The organism is Streptomyces sp. NPDC000410, from assembly GCF_040300305.1.
In the GTDB taxonomy this organism is placed as follows: Bacteria; Actinomycetota; Actinomycetes; order Streptomycetales; family Streptomycetaceae; genus Streptomyces.
In genome coordinates, this window is record NZ_JBEPDM010000019.1 from 91,471 (window position 1) to 108,181 (window position 16,711).

Below are 16,711 nucleotides of genomic sequence, written 5' to 3' on the forward strand. Positions count from 1 at the left end.
TCCTGACGCTGCGCGCGTTGCACGAAGGCGGCTTCCGCATCTGCGAGCTGCGGCGGCGCGTCGACGGTGTCAGCGAGAAGACGCTCTCCCAGACGCTTCAGGCACCGGAACGCGACGGGCCCGTACGCCGCGAGGCGCAGTTCACCCGTCCCGAGGTGCTCACGGCCAGGGAGCGTTACGACGAGACACGCGGCACGGCCGCCGCCGCACGGGACGGGCGCGGCGGGCGCTGACAGCGCGGGCAGAAGTAGCTGGACCGGTTCATCCATGGGCGCCTGCGCATCGGCGTACCGCAGCGGCGGCACGGCTCGTCCTCGCGGCCGTACGCGTCCAGGGACCGGTCGAAGTACCCGGATTCGCCGTTCACGTTGACGTAAAGGCTGTCGAAGCTGGTGCCGCCGGCGGCGAGGGCGGCGTTCATCACGTCGCGTACGTGCCCGAGCAGTTCGGCGGAGCGGGGCCGGGTCAGGCTCGCGGTCGGCCGGTCGTAGTGGAGCTTCGCCCGCCACAGCGCCTCGTCCGCGTAGATGTTGCCGACCCCGCTGATGAGCGTCTGGTCGAGCAGCGCGCGCTTGATCGTCGTACGGCGAAGGCGCAGCGCCGTGACGAAGACGGCGTCGTCGAACTCCGGGTCCAGCGGATCACGGGCGATGTGCGCGATCGCGTCCGGGAGGCCCTCGGGGGTGGTGTCGTGCAGCGAAAGCCCTCCGAAGGTGCGCTGATCGACGAAGCGGAGTTCGGTGCCGAGCGCGTCGTCGAAACGGATGCGGATGCGCAGGTGCTTCTCGTCGGGGGCCTCGTCCGGCTGCACCAGCAGCTGCCCGCTCATGCCGAGATGCCCGAGCACGGCGGCTCCGCTGTCCTCCAGCGGCAGCCACAGGTACTTCCCCCGGCGCTGGGCCGCCCCGATCCGATGCCCTTTGAGGCGAGCGGCGAAGTCCTCGCCACCGCCCAGGTGCCGGCGCACGGCGCGCGGGTGCAGGACCTGCACCTCGGCCACGGTCCGCCCGGCGATCCAGCGTGCGAGTCCGCGCCGTACGACTTCGACCTCGGGCAGCTCGGGCACGGTGCTCCTCCGGAGGGGACTGGGGTGACGACGCCCGCAGCGTACCTCCGCGCATCCCGCGCACGGATCCCGGGGTTGGGGTGCTGGACGGGCTCCTTTCCCCTACCCGCCCCTTCCCGCAGTGTCGATTTGCGGCTCCGCCGCGTGGGGGGGGGCTCCGCCCCAGCCCTCGTTGCGGGGGCTCCGCCCCCCGAACCCCCGCTCCTCAATCGCCGGAGGGGCTGGAACCGGAGGACACGGCCGGAGGCCGTACGGGGGTCTGGGGGCCTGCCCCCCCCCACGCGGCGGAGCCGCAAATCGACACTGCGGGAAGGGGCGGGGTGGGGAGAAAGGCCCGCCGCAGGCGCCCCCGCCCGCGCTCCGCGGCGGGACGGCCCCCGCGGAAAAGAAAACCCCCGCCGCACCAATGGCGCGGCGGGGGCAAGAAGCGCAGCCTCAGGCCGTGGCCCTGGGGGACGGGGTGTCGGCGGACCCGTCCGCTTCGGGGGCGGGCGCTTCGGGCACGGCCTTGGCCGCCGCCGCGCGCTCGTCCGCCGCCGCGCGAATCGCGCGCCATGCGGACTCCGCCGCCTGCTGCTCCGCTTCCTTCTTGCTGCGGCCGGTGCCGGTGCCGTACGAGACACCACCGACGCGGGCGGCAGCAGTGAAGGTCTTCTCGTGGTCCGGTCCGGTCTCGGTGACCAGATACTCCGGCACTCCAAGGCCCTCGGCCGCGGTCAGCTCCTGGAGGCTGGTCTTCCAGTCCAGGCCGGCGCCGAGGTTCGAGGACTTCTCGATCAGCGGGTCGAAGAGCCGGTGTACCAGCTCCGAGGCCGCGTCGAGGCCCTGGTCGAGATAGACAGCGCCGATCACCGCTTCCAGGGTGTCGGCGAGGATGGACGCCTTGTCCCGGCCGCCCGTGCCCTCTTCGCCCCGGCCCAGCCGGATGAAGGAGCCCAGGTCGAGCCCGCGGCCGACCTCCGCCAGCGCACGCGAGTTGACCACCGCGGCCCGCAGCTTGGCCAGCTGGCCTTCAGGCAGGTCGGGGTGGGTGCGGTACAGCGTGTCCGTGACCACCAGACCGAGCACGGAGTCCCCGAGGAACTCCAGCCGCTCGTTGGTGGGCAGGCCGCCGTTCTCGTACGCGTACGAACGGTGGGTCAGCGCACGCACCAGAAGGGCGGACTCGACCTGATAGCCGAGCCGCCCTTCCAGAAGCGTGTGGGACGAGGCCGTACTGATGCTCTCAGACATCGTGCCTCTCACCAGCCTCAGACCGCGAGGACCTGGCGCTTGTTGTAGGTGCCGCAGCTGGGGCACGCGATGTGCTGCTGCTTCGGCTCCTGGCAACGCTCACACGAAACCAGGGTGGGGACCGCAGCCTTCCACTGCGACCGGCGGTGGCGCGTGTTGCTGCGCGACATCTTCCGCTTCGGAACAGCCACGGCTACTTCTCCTGCTTCTCGTCGACGCCCGCTTCGGCGCCGCTCATGTTGTCCTTCTCATCGGTTCCGAGTGAACCGGCGAGTCCCTGCAGTGCCGCCCAACGGATGTCGACGGCGTCGTGGTGGTGGTCCGGGTCCTCGTTCAGGCTGGCGCCGCAATCGGCACACAGCCCTGCACAGTCCTCCCGGCACACCGGCTGCATCGGCAGTGCGAGCACCACCGCATCACGCAGCACCGGCTCGAGGTCGAACATGCCGTCCTCGAGGGGGATCATGTCCTCGTCCTCGGCGTCGTCGTCCGGCTCCGCCTTCTTGTGGCGGCCCCGGTCATCGGCGTCGGGATACGAGTACATCTCCTGGAAGTCCGCCGCGACCTCATGGCGCGTCGGCTCCAGACACCTTACGCACTCCCCCTCGGCCCCGGCACGGGCGGTGCCTGTGACAAGCACCCCTTCCATGACGGACTCGAGGCGGAGCTCAATCTCCACGGGCGCGCCCTCGGGCACGCCGACGACCCCTTCGATACCGAGGTCCGCGGGAGCCGCGATCGAGCGGGAGAGCCGCTGGAGCGCACCGGGCCGCCGGCCCAGCTCGTGCGTGTCGAACACGAGGGGGTTGCGGTGGTCGAGGCGGGCGTTCAGGGTTCTTCCTGCTTTCGGATCGTGTGAGGGGCCGCGAATCAGCGCAGCATGAGCAGAGCGCACGCGCGACCGAAGAGCCAGGATACTGGACCGTTCGCTATTGGCCCAATCCAGTCAGCGCCCTTGCTCGTATCCCTGCTCGTAGCGGCGCAGCTGTTCCAGGTCGATCATGCTCGTGTCGAAGAAGCTCGTCTCGTCGAGCTGCGGCTGTTGCTGCGCCTGCTGATGGGGCTGTGCCTGCTGGGCCTGTGCCTGCTGGGGCTGCTGGTACGCCGCGTACGGGTCCGGCTGCTGCTGGTATCCATACGCCTGGTCGTACCCCGGCTGCTGGTACGCGTACGGGTCCGCCGGCTGCTGGTAGGCGTACGCCTCCTGCGACTGGTACGCGTACACCTGCGGCTGCAGGGGCTGCGGCTCCGGGTCGGCGAGCTCCGCCAGCCCGGCCAGATAGTCCGCGTCGCTGGTGTGGAGAACGCCGCCCGCCGCGTCCTGGGCCGCCATGTGCGCGCCCAGGTCGTCGGTCGCGATGCGGCCGTGCAGCTTCTGCCGACCGCGGCCGACGGCCTCCAGGGTCTTGCTCAGGACGGCCTCGAAAGCCCCCAGCTTGGCGTCCACGTACTCGTCGGCCCGCTGGATCAGGGTCTGCGGGTCGGCGCTGTACTCGGGGGCGTCCTCGTCGCCCGGGTCACCGGGTCCGCGGCCGAGCAGCTTCTCGCGGCCCCGGTCGACCGACCCGATGGTCTTGTTGAGGACGACCTCGAAGTTGGCGAGCTTGGAGTCGACGTACTCGTCGGCCTCCGCGCGGATCTCCTCGGCCTCCCGGCGGGCCCCGGCGAGGATGCGGTCGGCCTCGTCCTGCGACTGCCGGGCGATCTGGGTGTCGGAGATGAGCGAACCGCGCTCGGAGTGCGCGGCCTCGATGATCCGCTCGGCCTCCTGGCGTGCCTGCTCGACCATCTGCTCCCGGCCGCCGATCAGCTCCTGCGCCTGGGCGAGCGAGCCGGGCAGCGCCTGGCGCACCTCTTCGAGCATCGCGAGCAGCTCGGCGCGGTTGACCACGCAGGAGGCCGACATGGGCATGGACCGGGCGCTCCCGACCGCCTCGACGATCTCGTCGAGCTTCTTCTGCACGTCCACCGTGTGCTCGCCACTCTCTACAGTCACTTCAGCCGCTACGGCCGATTTGGAGACGGACGGGACGACTGTACGGGCAGGCGGTCCCCGTCCGACACCGGGTGACGGTCAGTCAGGAAGGGACGCTGTACGTCACTTCTTCGGGAGGCGTTCGGTCAGCGCCGAGAGCACCGCGGGGGGCACGAGGTGGGAGACGTCTCCGCCCCACGCCGCGACCTCCTTGACCAGGGAGGACGACAGGAAGCTGTAGGTCGGGCTGGTGGGCACGAACAGCGTCTCGACGCCCGAGAGGCCATTGTTCATCTGGGCCATCTGGAGCTCGTAGTCGAAGTCGCTGACGGCGCGCAGGCCCTTGACGATGGCGGGGATGTCCCGTTCCTTGCAGTAGTCGACGAGCAGGCCGTGATAGGCCTCCACCTCGACGTTCCCGAACTCGGCGGTGACCTCGCGGATCAGCTCGATCCGCTCCTCCACCGTGAACAGGCCCTGCTTGGACTGGTTGATCATCACCACCACGTGTACGACGTCGTACAACTTGGAGGCGCGGGCGATGATGTCGAGATGTCCATTGGTGATGGGGTCGAACGACCCCGGACAGACGGCGCGGCGCAACTGATGTCCCTCGCTCTCCGGTCCGGTGTTTCCGGTCATGGTGCGTCTTCGCTCGTGGCGGCGGCGCGACCGTACCAAAGCGTGCCCTCGCCGTAGCGACGGGCCCGCAGTGGTTCGATGCCCTCCGGCCAGAGGAACTCACCGCCTCGGGTACTGCGCTCCACGGTGACGAGGGCGTCGTCCGCCAGCCAGCCCCGGTCGCGGAGTGTGAGGAGAATCTCCCGGAGATCGTCGTCGGTGACGGCGTAGGGCGGGTCGAGGAACACGATGTCGTACGGGGCCTCGGGCTGCGGCCCCTGGACGATCTGCTCGGCGCGGCCCGTACGGACCTCGGCGCCGGGCAGGGCGATCGTCCGTACGTTCTCCCGGACCGTGCGGGCGGCGCGCTGGTCGGCCTCGACGAGCAGCGCGTGGGACGCGCCGCGCGACAGCGCCTCCAGGCCGACGGCGCCCGAGCCGGCGTACAGGTCGGCGACGCGGGTGCCGTGCAGGCTGCCGAGCAGCGCCTCCCAGGTGGAGAACAGGCCCTCGCGCGCCCGGTCGGAGGTGGGGCGGGTGCCGTTGCCCGGCGGCACGGCCAGGCGGCGTCCGCCGGCCGCACCGGCGATCACGCGGGTCATGTGAGTGCGAGTCCTTCTGGGTACTTGTCCGTTCCGGTCACCTCCACGATAACCAGCGCCGGGACGTCAGCCCTTGTCCAGATAGCGCTCACGGTCCTTGTCGAGCAGGGCGTCGAGGGCGGTGCGCAGCTCCGGCAGACGCTCCAGCTCCGGGTCGGCGGTGACGACGGACACCGCCTCCTCGCGGGCGGCCGCGATGACCTCCTCGTCGTCGATGACCGCGAGGACGCGCAGCGAGGAGCGCACGCCGGACTGGGCCTGGCCCAGCACATCGCCCTCACGGCGCTGTTCGAGGTCGATACAGGACAGCTCGAAGCCGTCCAGGGTGGCCGCGACGGCGCCGAGCCGGGCGCGGGCCGGACTCGCCTCCGGCATCTCCGTGACCAGCAGGCACAGTCCGGGGGCCGAGCCACGGCCCACCCGGCCGCGGAGCTGGTGCAGCTGGGAGACGCCGAAGCGGTCCGCGTCCATGATCACCATCGCGGTGGCGTTCGGCACGTTCACCCCGACCTCGATGACCGTGGTCGCCACGAGCACGTCGACCTCGCCCGCCGCGAAGCGGCGCATGACGTCGTCCTTGTCGTCGGGCGCCATACGGCCGTGCAGCACCTCGACCCGCAGGCCCTTCAGCGGGCCCGCCGCGAGCTGCTCGGCGACGTCGAGCACGGCGAGCGGCGGCCGCTTCTCGGCCTCGTCCTCCGCCGACTTCTTCTTCGGCTCCTCCTCGTCGTCGCCGATGCGCGGGCAGACGACGTACGCCTGGTGGCCTCCCTCGGCCTCCTCGCGGACCCGCTCCCAGGCGCGCGCCAGGAAGTGCGGCTTGTCGGCGGCCGGGACGACGTGCGTCGCGATCGGCGAGCGTCCGGCGGGGAGCTGGTCCAGCACGGAGGTCTCCAGGTCCCCGAAGACCGTCATCGCGACCGTACGCGGAATGGGCGTGGCGGTCATGACCAGCAGGTGCGGCGGCTGTTTGCCCTTGCCGCGCAGGGCGTCGCGCTGCTCGACACCGAAGCGGTGCTGTTCGTCGACGACGACCAGGCCCAGGTCGTGGAACTGCACCTTGTCCTCGATCAGCGCATGCGTGCCGATGACGATCCCGGCCTCGCCGGTCACCAGGTCGAGCAGCGCCTGACGGCGTGCGGCGGCGCCCATGGAGCCGGTGAGCAGGACCACCTTGGTCCCCTGCTCCGCGCCGCCGAGCATGCCGCCCTCGGCGAGCTCGCCCATCATCTCGACGATCGAGCGGTGGTGCTGCTGGGCGAGGACCTCGGTCGGCGCGAGCATCGCCGCCTGGCCGCCCGCGTCGACGACGGCGAGCATGGCCCGCAGGGCCACCATCGTCTTGCCGGAGCCGACTTCGCCCTGGAGCAGCCGGTGCATGGGGTGCTCGGTGGCCAGGTCGCCGAAGATCTCGGCGGAGACCTTCTGCTGGCCTTCGGTGAGGGTGAACGGCAGCTTCGCGTCGAAGGCGTCGAGCAGCCCGCCCGGTGCGGGTCTGCGGGCGACGGCGGGGAGCTGCGCGTCCGCGTACCGCCGCCGGGCGAGGGCGACTTGGAGGACGAAGGCCTCGTCCCACTTCAGTCGCCGGCGGGCGTCCTCGATGTCGGCCTTGGTCTCCGGTCGGTGGATCTTGAGCAGCGCCTCGGTGAGGGAGACGAATTCCCGGCCCTCGCGCAGCGCCGGCGGCAGTGGGTCGACCGCTTCCCGCGCCTGCGGCAGAACCGCGTCCACGGCCTTGGCGATCTTCCAGGACTCGAGTCCCTTGCAGGCCGGGTAGATCGGGATGAGCCTCCCCGCGAACGCGCTCACGGCGCCGTCACCGCTGTCCGCGTCCAGCCGCTCGTAGGTGGGGTGGGCGAGCTGGAGCTTCCGGTTGAACACGGAGACCTTGCCGGCGAACATCGCGCGGCTGCCGGGCGGCAGGTCCTTGTGCGGCTTGTGGATGCCCCGGCCGAAGAAGACCAGCTGAAGCCGTCCGCTGCCGTCGGTGATGGTGATCTCCAGCCGCTGGCCCCGGCCGGCGTTGAACTTGAGCACGCGGGAGTCCGCGACCTGGGCCACCACCGTGACGTCCTCGTCCAGGGGCAGCTCGTCGAGCCGGGTCAGCTGGCCGCGCTCCTCGTAGCGGCGCGGATAGTGGTGGAGGAGGTCACCCACGGTGTGCAGGTCGAGGCTCTCGGCCATGACCTTGGCGGTCGCGGGACCGAGGGTCTTCTTGAGCGGTTCAGCCAGTGCGGACACGCGGTCCATTGCACACCACCGCGCTGACAACCGTCGCGCCCCTGTGGATACCCGCTGGTCACGAGGGTGGCGCGGCCCCGGGGAGGAACGGGGGCCATTTCACGGGGGCTGTCGCACGGGGGCTATTCCACGCCGATGAGGAGAGGGGCTCCGGGGCCGCCGTGGTAGATCACCGTGTCGACGGCCAGGTAGCCCTCGCGGACGTGGGTCTCGAGGCGGGCCACGAGCGTGGGCGGGGCGTCGTCCGGGAGGACCAGGGTGACCAGTTCGCCGCCCGCCGAGAGCATGCGGTCCAGGACCGTTTCCGCCGTCGTCGCGAGGTCGGCGCCGATCACCGCCACATCGCCCTCGATCAGGCCGAGCACGTCCCCGGCCTGGCACACACCCGCCGACGTGAACGACTGCCGCTCGGCGACGGCCAGTTCGCCGTACCGGGTGGCACCGGCCGCCGAGGTCATCGCGACGACGTCCTCGTCGAAACGGCGGTCGGGTTCGTGGACCGCGAGCGCCGCGATGCCCTGGACCGCCGAGCGGGTCGGGATGAGGGCGACCCGGACGCCCTCGGTGCGGGCCTGTTCGGCGGCCGCGGCCGCCGTGTGCCGCAGCTCGGCGTCGTTGGGCAGGAGCACCACCTCACGCGCGTGGGCGCGCCGGATCGCCTCCACGAGCTCCCCGCTGGCGGGCGGCTCCCCCGGTCGCGCGAGCACCGTGGTCGCCCCGGCCTCCGCACACAGCCCGGCCAGCCCCTCGCCCGGCACCACGGCGACCACGGCCCGCTGCACCCGTTCGCGCGCCTCAGGCGCGGCCGCGCCGAAGTGGGTGATCCGGATCCGGTACGGCCGCCCTGCCTCGACGCCCGCCTCCACCGCCGCGCCCGCGTCGTCCACGTGCACATGGACGTTCCACAGCCCATCGCCGCCGACCACGACGAGCGAGTCGCCGAGCCCGTCCAGCCGCGCCTTGAGGCGGGTCACCGCCGCGTCGTCCGCCTCCAGGAGGTAGATCACCTCGAAGGCGGGGCCCCCGTCGGCGCACGGCTCGGTGACGGCGGCCGCGACCGGGACCGGCGTGGGGTGGGCCCGTACGACCGGACGTACCGCGGGCGCTTCCCCCGTCACCGCCTCCACCAGCGCGCCGAGCACCGCCAGCAGCCCCTGCCCGCCCGCGTCCACCACACCCGCCCGGCCGAGCACCTCCAGCTGCCCGGGGGTGCGCTCCAGCGCCTCGCGGGCGCGCGCGTACGCGGCTGTCACCGCCGTCGCGTCGTCGTCCGTCACGGGGCCCTCCGCGGCCGCCGACGCCACGCTCAGGATCGTGCCCTCGACCGGGTGCGCGACCGCCTCGCGCGCCGACTCGGCCGCCCGGCGCAGCGCGCCCGCCAGCCGCGGGTCATCGTCCCCGCCGAGGACCTCCGCCATGCCCCGCAGCAGCTGCGCCAGGATCGTCCCCGAGTTCCCCCGGGCGCCGATGAGCGCTCCGTGGGCCATGGCCCGCGCCACGTCGGCCGGCGCGGGCTCGCCGGTCTCGTACGCCTCGAAGACCGCTTCCACCGCCCGCGCCGCGGACTCGACCGTCAGGTACAGGTTCGTGCCGGTGTCCCCGTCCGCGACGGGATAGACATTGATCGCGTCGATCTCCTCGCGCTCCCGGCCCAGCGCCTCCAGCGCCAGTGAGCACCACGTGCGTACCGCCAGGGCATCGAGAGACTGCGGCAATTGACGTCCTCCTTGTGCGGCGCCGGGCTGCACCGCAGGGTAGACCCGGTCCGGGCCCGGGGGCGGGGCGGGGTCGGAGGGAGCCATGGTAGTTTCGTTCTACCGACGCAGTCGTTGTATGCTGCTCCGGTTGCCCGATGAGAGTCGGGCCATTTTCCCCCGGCAGGCCACTTCAGATCACTGATTCCGGCACGCCGGAATTCACTGTAAGTGCACCTGAAGTCTTTGGAGTGACCCGTGGCTGCCAACTGCGACGTCTGCGGCAAGGGGCCGGGCTTCGGCAACAACATTTCGCACTCGCACCGCCGTACGTCCCGTCGCTGGAACCCGAACATCCAGCGCGTGCGTGCCGTGGTCGGTCGGACGCCGAAGCGGCTCAACGTCTGCACCTCGTGCATCAAGGCCGGCAAGGTCTCGCGCTAACGCCGACGTTTCGTCGTAGCGCAGCCCCTGCGGTTGCCTTGAAAGCCGGTCCACCTCACGGTGGACCGGCTTTTCGCTGTTCCCGCACCTCCCCTGCCCGGCGGGAGCGGCCCGGCGGGAACGGCCCAGCAGGAACGGCCCGGCGGGAACCGCCTGGCCGAACCGCCTAGCGGAAACGCCAGCCGTGGTCGACCGGGCCGATTCCCCCGCCCAGTGCGAACCCGGCCGCGATCGCGCCCGTCACGTACTCCTTGGCGGCGGCCACCGCCTCCGGGACCGGCAGGCCCTTCGCCAGGCCCGCCGCCACCGCCGAGGCGAGCGTGCAGCCCGTGCCGTGCGTGTGCCGGTTGTCGTGGCGGGGCGCGCGCAGCCAGTGCTCCTCGGTGCCGTCCGTGAGCAGGTCCACGGCGTCCCCCGCCAGGTGCCCGCCCTTGATCAGCGCCCAGCCCGGCCCGTACCCGAGCACCGCGTCGGCCGCGCGCCGCATGTCGGTCTCGGACTCCACCTGGACGCCGGTGATCTGGGCGACCTCGTCCAGGTTCGGGGTCGCCACGGTCGCGGCGGGCAGCAGCCTCTTGCGTACGGAGTCGAGCGCGGACGCGGCGAGCAGGGAGTCCCCGTGCTTGGAGACCCCCACCGGGTCCACCACCACGGGCGCGTCGGTTCCGGCGAGCAGGTCCGCGACCGTCTCGACCAGCTCGGCCGAGGCCAGCATGCCGGTCTTCACGGCCTGTACGCCGATGTCGTCGACGACGCTGCGGTACTGGGCGCGTACCGCCTCCGCGGGCAGCTCCCAGGCGCCCTGGACGCCCAGCGAGTTCTGCGCGGTGACGGCGGTGATCACGCTCATGCCGTGGACGCCGAGGGCCAGCATGGTCTTCAGATCGGCCTGGATGCCCGCGCCGCCGCCGGAGTCGGACCCGGCGACCGTGAGGACGAGGGGCGGGGTCACGCGTCCTCCCCGAAGTGGTCCCAGCCGCCCTTGTTCGTCCACGGCGCCCCGTCCACCGTCACCTGCGGCAGTGCCGAGGGGTTGAGGACCTCGCCGATCACCTTCCACCGCGCGGGCAGCTTCACATCGGCCGGGAAGGTCGCGACGATCGCGTGGTCCTCGCCGCCGCTGAGCACCCACTGGAGCGGGTCGACGCCGACGGCCTGGCCGATGTCGTTCATCTGCGAGGGGATGTCGATGAGTCCGGAGCGCAGGTCGATACGGACCTTGCTGGCCTCGGCGATGTGCCCGAGGTCGGCGACGAGTCCGTCGCTGACGTCGGTCATGGACGTGGCGCCGAGTCCGGCGGCGGCCGGGCCGGCGTGGTACGGCGGCTCGGGGCGCCGGTGGGCCTCGACGAACGCGCGGGGCGAGCGGAAGCCGCGCGAGAGGACCGCGTGCCCGGCGGCCGACCAGCCCAGCCAGCCGGTGTAGGCGACGACGTCGCCGGGCTGGGCGCCGGAGCGGGTGACCGGGTCGTGGTTGCGCAGATCGCCGAGCGCGGTGATCGCCACGGTGATGGTGTCGCCGCGTACGACATCGCCGCCGACCACCGCGGCGCCCGCGACCTGGCATTCGTCGCGGATGCCGTCCATGAGCTCGGTGGCCCAGGTGACCGGCAGGTCGGCCGGGACGACCAGGCCGAGGAGCAGCGCGGTCGGCACGGCGCCCATGGCGGCGATGTCGGCGAGGTTCTGCGCGGCCGCCTTGCGGCCGACGTCGTACGCGGTCGACCAGTCGCGGCGGAAGTGCCGGCCCTCCAGCAGGAGGTCGGTGCTGGCCACGACCCGTCGGTCGGGTGCGGCCACGACCGCGGCGTCGTCGCCGGGTCCGAGCCGTACCGCCGGGGTGGAGGTGAGCCGGGAGGTGAGCTCCCTGATGAGTCCGAACTCTCCCAGTTCGCCCACAGTGCCCTTCATTCCTGTGCCCCTTCTGCCCCAGTGCGCTTGCGGTAGCGAGCCATCACTGCTGTAGGTACCGTCGAGTAGGCCGAGTCGGCCGTCAATTCCTGTGCTTCGTACGCCACGCTGCGCGGGCCTCGGGGCGCGCGGGTCTCCCCGTGGCCCGTGGCGACGCGATACCGTGGCGTCCCTTCTCCCCACATGATCCTCGTGGCCGCCCTGGAGGTTCCGTGGTACAGGCGTACATCCTTATTCAGACCGAGGTGGGCAAGGCGTCGACCGTCGCCGAGACCATCTCCAAGATCCCGGGGGTGATCCAGGCCGAGGACGTGACGGGTCCGTACGACGTCATCGTGCGCGCTCAGGCCGATACGGTAGATGAGCTGGGCCGCATGGTGGTTGCCAAGGTCCAGCAGGTGGACGGCATCACGCGAACACTGACCTGCCCGGTCGTGCACCTGTAGCCCCCGTCTACCCTTGGCCGGTGATGTTCCCTCGCCGGCCTCTCTCTGTGCCCGCCGCAGCCGTGGTGTTCGCCGTGCTGCTGACGGGCTGTTCCTCCACGGACGCCCCCGCGTCCATCACGGTTCCGGCTCCTCCCGCCGAGGAGAAGGCGCTGTGCCGTGCGCTGCACGAGGAACTGCCGGAGTCCGTTGCCGGTCTGGCCCGGCAGGACCCCGAACCGCGTTCCGAGCTGACCGCCGGGTGGGGGGACGCCGCGATCGTACTGCGCTGCGGTGTTCCCCGGCCCGCGGGGATGCGTGATCCGCTGGCGCCCGGGGTGGTCGTGAACGGCGTCGAGTGGATGGCGGAGGAGCGCTCGGACGACGGCCCCCGGTTCACCACCACCTACCGTAAGACGTACGTCGAGGTGACGCTGTCGAAGCGGTTCACGGAAGTGGGTCCGCTGATGGAGCTGGCGAAACCGGTCGCGAAGACGATCCCGCACCGCTTCCCGGAAGCCTCCCCCACCGCCGCCGGCTGAGCGTCGGCAGCGGGGGGGGTGGGTGGCGGTCCGGCTAGCGCAGTCCCGTGGAGCGCCGCAGCGCCGCCTGGATCAGCCGGTCGACGAGCTCCGGGTAGCCGACCCCGGTCTCCTGCCACATCCGCGGGTACATGGAGATCGGCGTGAAGCCCGGCATGGTGTTGATCTCGTTGATCACGAACTCGCCGTCCTCGGTGAGGAAGAAGTCCGCGCGGACCAGCCCCTCGCAGGACGCGGCGTCGAACGCCTCGACCGCGAGCCGCCGCACCTCGGCCGTCTGCTCATCGGTCAGCGGCGCGGGCACGAGCCCGGTGGCCGAGTCGATGTACTTGGCCTCGAAGTCGTAGAAGTCGTGCGCGCTGACCGGCGGGATCTCGGCGGGCACGCTGGCACGCGGCCCGTCCTCGAACTCCAGCACTCCGCATTCGATCTCCCGCCCGCGCAGCAGCGACTCGACAAGGATCTTGGGGTCGTGGCGCTGTGCCTCGGCGATGGCCTCGTCGAGTCCGGAGAGGTCGTCGACCTTGGTGATGCCGATCGAGGAGCCGGCCCTGGCGGGCTTCACGAAGAGCGGCCAGCCGTGCTCACCGGCGAAGTCGACGATCTTCTTGCGGGCGGCGGAAGGATCCTGCTCCCACTCGCGGGGGCGGATCGTGACGTACGGGCCGACGGGCAGCCCGAAGGAGGTGAAGACGCGCTTCATGTACTCCTTGTCCTGGCCGACGGCCGAGGCGAGGACGCCCGAGCCGACGTACGGGACGCCGGAGAGCTCCAGCAGACCCTGGAGGGTGCCGTCCTCGCCGTAGGGGCCGTGCAGCATCGGGAAGACGACGTCGACCTCGCCGAGGGCCTTGGGCACGGAGCCGGGCTCGCTGTAGACGACCTCGCGGTTGGCGGGGTCGACGGGGAGGACGACGCCGCCCTCCGCCGACTCGGCGAGGTCGGCGACGGACGGCAGTTTCCGGTCAGCGATCGCCATCCGGTCCGGCTCGTCCGCGGTCAGCGCCCAGCGGCCGTCCGTCGTGATGCCGATGGGCAGCACGTCGTACTTGGTCCGGTCGATGGCCCGCAGGACGGCACCGGCCGTCACGACGGAGATCGCGTGCTCGGAGCTGCGGCCGCCGAAGACGACCGCGACGCGCGGCTTGCGGCGCGCCTCGCCTCCGGAGGGGGCGAGGTCGTTGCTGTGGGAGGGGTTCTCGCTCATATCGCGACGAGACTACCTTGCGCCTTCGGCGGGGCGGCAGGGCCGAGCGCCGGGCAGGTCAGTGGCGCTCGGGCTTGGCGGCGCGCGACATCAGCTCCTTGAGGGCGACAACCGGGGGCTTGCCCTCGTGGACGATCGACACCACGGTCTCGGTGATCGGCATGTCGACACCGTGCCGCCGGGCCAGATCCAGTACGGACTCACAGGACTTGACGCCCTCGGCCGTCTGCTTGGTGGCCGCGATGGCCTCCTGGAGGGTCATACCGCGGCCGAGGTTGGTGCCGAAGGTGTGGTTCCGGGAGAGCGGCGACGAGCAGGTCGCGACGAGGTCACCGAGCCCGGCGAGGCCGGAGAAGGTCAGCGGGTCGGCGCCCATGGCGAGGCCGAGGCGGGTGGTTTCGGCCAGTCCGCGGGTGATGAGGGTGGCCTTGGAGTTGTCGCCGAGGCCCATGCCGTCGGCGATGCCGACGGCGAGCCCGATGACGTTCTTGACGGCGCCGCCGAGTTCACAGCCGACGACGTCGGTGTTGGTGTACGCGCGGAAGTACGGGGTCATGCAGGCGGCCTGGAGCCGCTGGGCGACCGTCTCGTCGGCGCAGGCGACGACCGCGGCGGCGGGCTGGCGGTCGGCGATCTCCTTGGCGAGATTGGGGCCGGTGAGGACCGCGACCCTCCCCCTGACTTCGTCGGGGGTACCCCCAGCGGGCGCCTTGGCGACCACCTCCACGATGACCTCGCTCATCCGCTTGGCGGTGCCGAGTTCGACGCCCTTCATCAGGGAGACGAGGACGGTGTCGGGGGCCAGCTTGGGCGCCCATTCCGTGAGGTTGGCGCGGAGCGTCTGGGACGGCACGACGAGGACGGTGAAGTCTGCGTCGCGGGCGGCCTCGGCGGGGTCGGTGGTGGCCCGTACCGCCTCGGGGAGCTGGATTCCCGGCAGATAGTCCGGGTTGACGCGGGTGGTGTTGATGGCGTCGACGGGCCCGGCGCGGCGGCCCCACATGGTGACCTCGCAACCGGCGTCGGCGAGCACCATGGAGAACGCCGTGCCCCAGGATCCGGTGCCGAATACGGCGGCCTTGACGGACTGCGTCACTTGGTCCCCTCCTCCGCGGCCTTGCGCCGCTGCTCCGCGCGGGCCCTGCGGTGGTCGTACGGCTCGGCGGGGGCCTTCTCGCCGCGTACGTCCTCCAGCTGCGCGGTGATCGCGGCCATGATGGCCTCCGTGACCTCGCGCAGCACCTCGGGCGTGGGGTCCAGGCCGTAGAACCGCGAGAGGTCGACGGGCGGTCCCGCCTGCACGATCAGCGTCTTGCGCGGGAGGAGACGGAGCTTGTCCTCCTTGGCGTACGGCGGCATCGCCAGGTTGGCGCCCCACTGGGCGACCGGGATGACCGGGGCCTTGGAGAGCAGCGCGATGCGCGCGACGCCGGTCTTGCCGGCCATCGGCCACATGTCGGGGTCGCGGGTCAGCGTGCCCTCCGGGTAGAAGGCCACGCACTCACCGCGTTCGAGGGCGTCGACGGCCGCGCGGAAGGCGTCCAGCGCGTTGGTGGTCTCCCGGTAGACGGGGATCTGGCCGGTGCCGCGCAGCATCATGCCGACGAACGAGCCCTTGAAGAGGGCGGCCTTCGCCAGGAAGCGCGGAACACGTCCGGTGTTGTACTGGAAGTGCGCGTAGGACAGCGGGTCCAGATAGGAGTTGTGATTCACGGCGGTGATGAATCCGCCGTCGGCCGGAATGTGCTCCATTCCCCGCCAGTCCCGCTTGAACAGAACCATCAACGGCGGTTTCACGATGACCGCCGCCAGGCGGTACCAGAAGCCGATTCTGCGGCGGGACACTTGGACACCTTCCTCTAGGACCTGGCTGCTACTGGCTGCTGCCTGGCTGCTGGGGGTCAAGTGTCGCCCCAGGCCCCTGGTCTGTCGAGAACACCGTACGCCCCGCCTCCGGGCCGACCGGTCCGGGTCGCCGCACGGGCAGGTGACAACAGGTGACAATGGGCCCGTGCACTGGTCACTGGTCATCCCGCTGAAGCCCCTCGCACTGGCCAAGAGCAGGTTGGCGAAGGCCGCGGGTGGGGCGCTGCGCCCGCGATTCGCGCTCGCCTTCGCCCAGGACACGGTGGCGGCCGCGCTGTCGTGTCCGGCGGTACGGGATGTGGCGGTCGTCACGGACGATCCGGTGGCGGCGGCGGAGCTGGGGGCGCTCGGGGCCCGGATCGTGCCGGACTCCCCGGCGGCGGGGCTCAACGCCGCGCTGACGCACGGGGCCGACGCGGTGCGCGCCGCGCGTCCCGGTGCGGCGGTGGCGGCGCTGAACGCGGACCTGCCGGCGCTGCGACCTGCTGAATTGTCGCGGGTGCTGGCCGCCGCCGGGGAATTCCCCCGGTCTTTTCTGGCGGACGCCGCCGGAATTGGCACGACATTGCTGTCGGCCGGGCCCGGCGTCAAATTGCGTCCGGCTTTCGGGGGCCGGTCGCGGGACCGCCATTTGATCTCCGGGGCCCGGGAAATCGAATTGATGGGCGTCGATTCGATGCGGCGCGACGTGGACACGGGCGAGGACCTCCTCGCGGCCCTCGCCCTCGGGGTGGGCCCCCGCACGGCGGCCCACTGCGCCTCCCTGCCGGCTCAACGGGACCCTGGGGCGGGGGGCGATGGGTAGGGGGGAGCGGTGCGAGTGGGGGTACGGGTGGAGGCACCTGCGGCGGGCCTTTCCCCTACCCGCCCCTTCCCACAACCGG

18 protein-coding genes and 1 pseudogene are annotated in these 16,711 nt (G+C 71.7%); 5 read left to right on the plus strand and 14 right to left on the minus strand.

The features are described from left to right. Nucleotides 1-2: 2 nt before the first annotated feature. Nucleotides 3-233: pseudogene (locus tag ABT342_RS20475) on the plus strand (winged helix-turn-helix transcriptional regulator); the annotation flags it as partial. Here ABT342_RS20475 and mutM read toward each other — a convergent pair. The 9 genes from mutM to ABT342_RS20520 all read right to left on the minus strand — a co-directional run bounded on the left by mutM (nt 176) and on the right by ABT342_RS20520 (nt 9,453). Then, complete coding sequence (gene mutM, locus ABT342_RS20480; RefSeq protein WP_351575500.1) at nt 176-1,066, minus strand: bifunctional DNA-formamidopyrimidine glycosylase/DNA-(apurinic or apyrimidinic site) lyase; 891 nt, start codon at nt 1,064-1,066, stop codon at nt 176-178. The pseudogene ABT342_RS20475 and the gene mutM overlap by 58 nt on opposite strands. 435 nt (nt 1,067-1,501) lie before the next feature. Continuing rightward, entirely contained in the window at nt 1,502-2,299 is a 798-nt protein-coding gene (gene rnc, locus ABT342_RS20485; RefSeq protein WP_351575502.1) for a ribonuclease III, read from the minus strand. A gap of 17 nt (nt 2,300-2,316) precedes the next feature. Continuing rightward, nucleotides 2,317-2,490: a 50S ribosomal protein L32 gene (gene rpmF, locus ABT342_RS20490; RefSeq protein WP_003957604.1), complete on the minus strand. Its 174-nt coding sequence runs from the start codon at nt 2,488-2,490 to the stop codon at nt 2,317-2,319. Between the two features lie 2 nt (nt 2,491-2,492). Further along, nucleotides 2,493-3,131, minus strand: a complete 639-nt coding sequence (locus ABT342_RS20495; protein ID WP_351575594.1) for a YceD family protein — start codon at nt 3,129-3,131, stop codon at nt 2,493-2,495. 114 nt (nt 3,132-3,245) lie between these two features. After that, nucleotides 3,246-4,268 (minus strand): ATP synthase subunit B family protein, encoded by a 1,023-nt coding sequence (locus tag ABT342_RS20500; protein ID WP_351575597.1) that lies wholly within the window; start codon nt 4,266-4,268, stop codon nt 3,246-3,248. A gap of 129 nt (nt 4,269-4,397) precedes the next feature. Next, on the minus strand, nt 4,398-4,877 hold the full coding sequence (coaD, locus tag ABT342_RS20505; protein ID WP_351575600.1) for a pantetheine-phosphate adenylyltransferase: 480 nt from the start codon (nt 4,875-4,877) through the stop codon (nt 4,398-4,400). Nucleotides 4,878-4,912: 35 nt separating this feature from the next. Next, complete coding sequence (gene rsmD, locus ABT342_RS20510) at nt 4,913-5,497, minus strand: 16S rRNA (guanine(966)-N(2))-methyltransferase RsmD (RefSeq protein ID WP_351575506.1); 585 nt, start codon at nt 5,495-5,497, stop codon at nt 4,913-4,915. Between the two features lie 66 nt (nt 5,498-5,563). Next, the gene (gene recG / locus ABT342_RS20515; protein WP_351575509.1) at nt 5,564-7,747 is read right to left on the minus strand and encodes an ATP-dependent DNA helicase RecG; all 2,184 of its coding nucleotides are present in this window, start codon (nt 7,745-7,747) and stop codon (nt 5,564-5,566) included. 113 nt (nt 7,748-7,860) lie between these two features. Next, nucleotides 7,861-9,453, minus strand: a complete 1,593-nt coding sequence (locus ABT342_RS20520; RefSeq protein ID WP_351575512.1) for a DAK2 domain-containing protein — start codon at nt 9,451-9,453, stop codon at nt 7,861-7,863. 237 nt (nt 9,454-9,690) lie between these two features. On the opposite strand from ABT342_RS20520, the gene rpmB reads away from it, so the two are divergent. Next, nucleotides 9,691-9,876: a 50S ribosomal protein L28 gene (rpmB, locus tag ABT342_RS20525; protein ID WP_003957616.1), complete on the plus strand. Its 186-nt coding sequence runs from the start codon at nt 9,691-9,693 to the stop codon at nt 9,874-9,876. A 166-nt stretch (nt 9,877-10,042) separates the two neighbouring features. Here rpmB and thiD read toward each other — a convergent pair whose 3' ends face one another. Beyond that, on the minus strand, nt 10,043-10,828 hold the full coding sequence (gene thiD / locus ABT342_RS20530; protein ID WP_351575516.1) for a bifunctional hydroxymethylpyrimidine kinase/phosphomethylpyrimidine kinase: 786 nt from the start codon (nt 10,826-10,828) through the stop codon (nt 10,043-10,045). After that, nucleotides 10,825-11,787 carry a thiamine-phosphate kinase gene (locus ABT342_RS20535; RefSeq protein ID WP_351575519.1) on the minus strand — a complete coding sequence of 321 codons (963 nt, stop codon included), beginning with the start codon at nt 11,785-11,787 and terminating at the stop codon, nt 10,825-10,827. The genes thiD and ABT342_RS20535 overlap by 4 nt, the downstream gene beginning before the upstream one ends. Nucleotides 11,788-11,999: 212 nt before the next feature. On the opposite strand from ABT342_RS20535, the gene ABT342_RS20540 reads away from it, so the two are divergent. Together ABT342_RS20540 and ABT342_RS20545 are read left to right on the plus strand one after the other, a co-directional pair. Beyond that, complete coding sequence (locus ABT342_RS20540) at nt 12,000-12,233, plus strand: Lrp/AsnC family transcriptional regulator (RefSeq protein WP_028802415.1); 234 nt, start codon at nt 12,000-12,002, stop codon at nt 12,231-12,233. Between the two features lie 23 nt (nt 12,234-12,256). Next, nucleotides 12,257-12,754, plus strand: a complete 498-nt coding sequence (locus ABT342_RS20545; protein WP_351575603.1) for a DUF3515 domain-containing protein — start codon at nt 12,257-12,259, stop codon at nt 12,752-12,754. Nucleotides 12,755-12,788: 34 nt separating this feature from the next. On the opposite strand, the gene ABT342_RS20550 is transcribed toward ABT342_RS20545, so the two are convergent. The 3 genes from ABT342_RS20550 to ABT342_RS20560 are packed head-to-tail and all read right to left on the minus strand — an operon-like array spanning nt 12,789 to nt 15,806. After that, nucleotides 12,789-13,961 carry a D-alanine--D-alanine ligase family protein gene (locus ABT342_RS20550; protein ID WP_351575522.1) on the minus strand — a complete coding sequence of 391 codons (1,173 nt, stop codon included), beginning with the start codon at nt 13,959-13,961 and terminating at the stop codon, nt 12,789-12,791. Between the two features lie 58 nt (nt 13,962-14,019). Further along, nucleotides 14,020-15,057 carry an NAD(P)H-dependent glycerol-3-phosphate dehydrogenase gene (locus ABT342_RS20555; protein WP_351575525.1) on the minus strand — a complete coding sequence of 346 codons (1,038 nt, stop codon included), beginning with the start codon at nt 15,055-15,057 and terminating at the stop codon, nt 14,020-14,022. Further along, on the minus strand, nt 15,054-15,806 hold the full coding sequence (locus ABT342_RS20560; RefSeq protein ID WP_351575528.1) for a lysophospholipid acyltransferase family protein: 753 nt from the start codon (nt 15,804-15,806) through the stop codon (nt 15,054-15,056). The genes ABT342_RS20555 and ABT342_RS20560 overlap by 4 nt, the downstream gene beginning before the upstream one ends. Nucleotides 15,807-15,972: 166 nt before the next feature. On the opposite strand from ABT342_RS20560, the gene cofC reads away from it, so the two are divergent. Next, nucleotides 15,973-16,632, plus strand: a complete 660-nt coding sequence (gene cofC / locus ABT342_RS20565; protein WP_351575531.1) for a 2-phospho-L-lactate guanylyltransferase — start codon at nt 15,973-15,975, stop codon at nt 16,630-16,632. Nucleotides 16,633-16,711 lie beyond the last annotated feature (79 nt).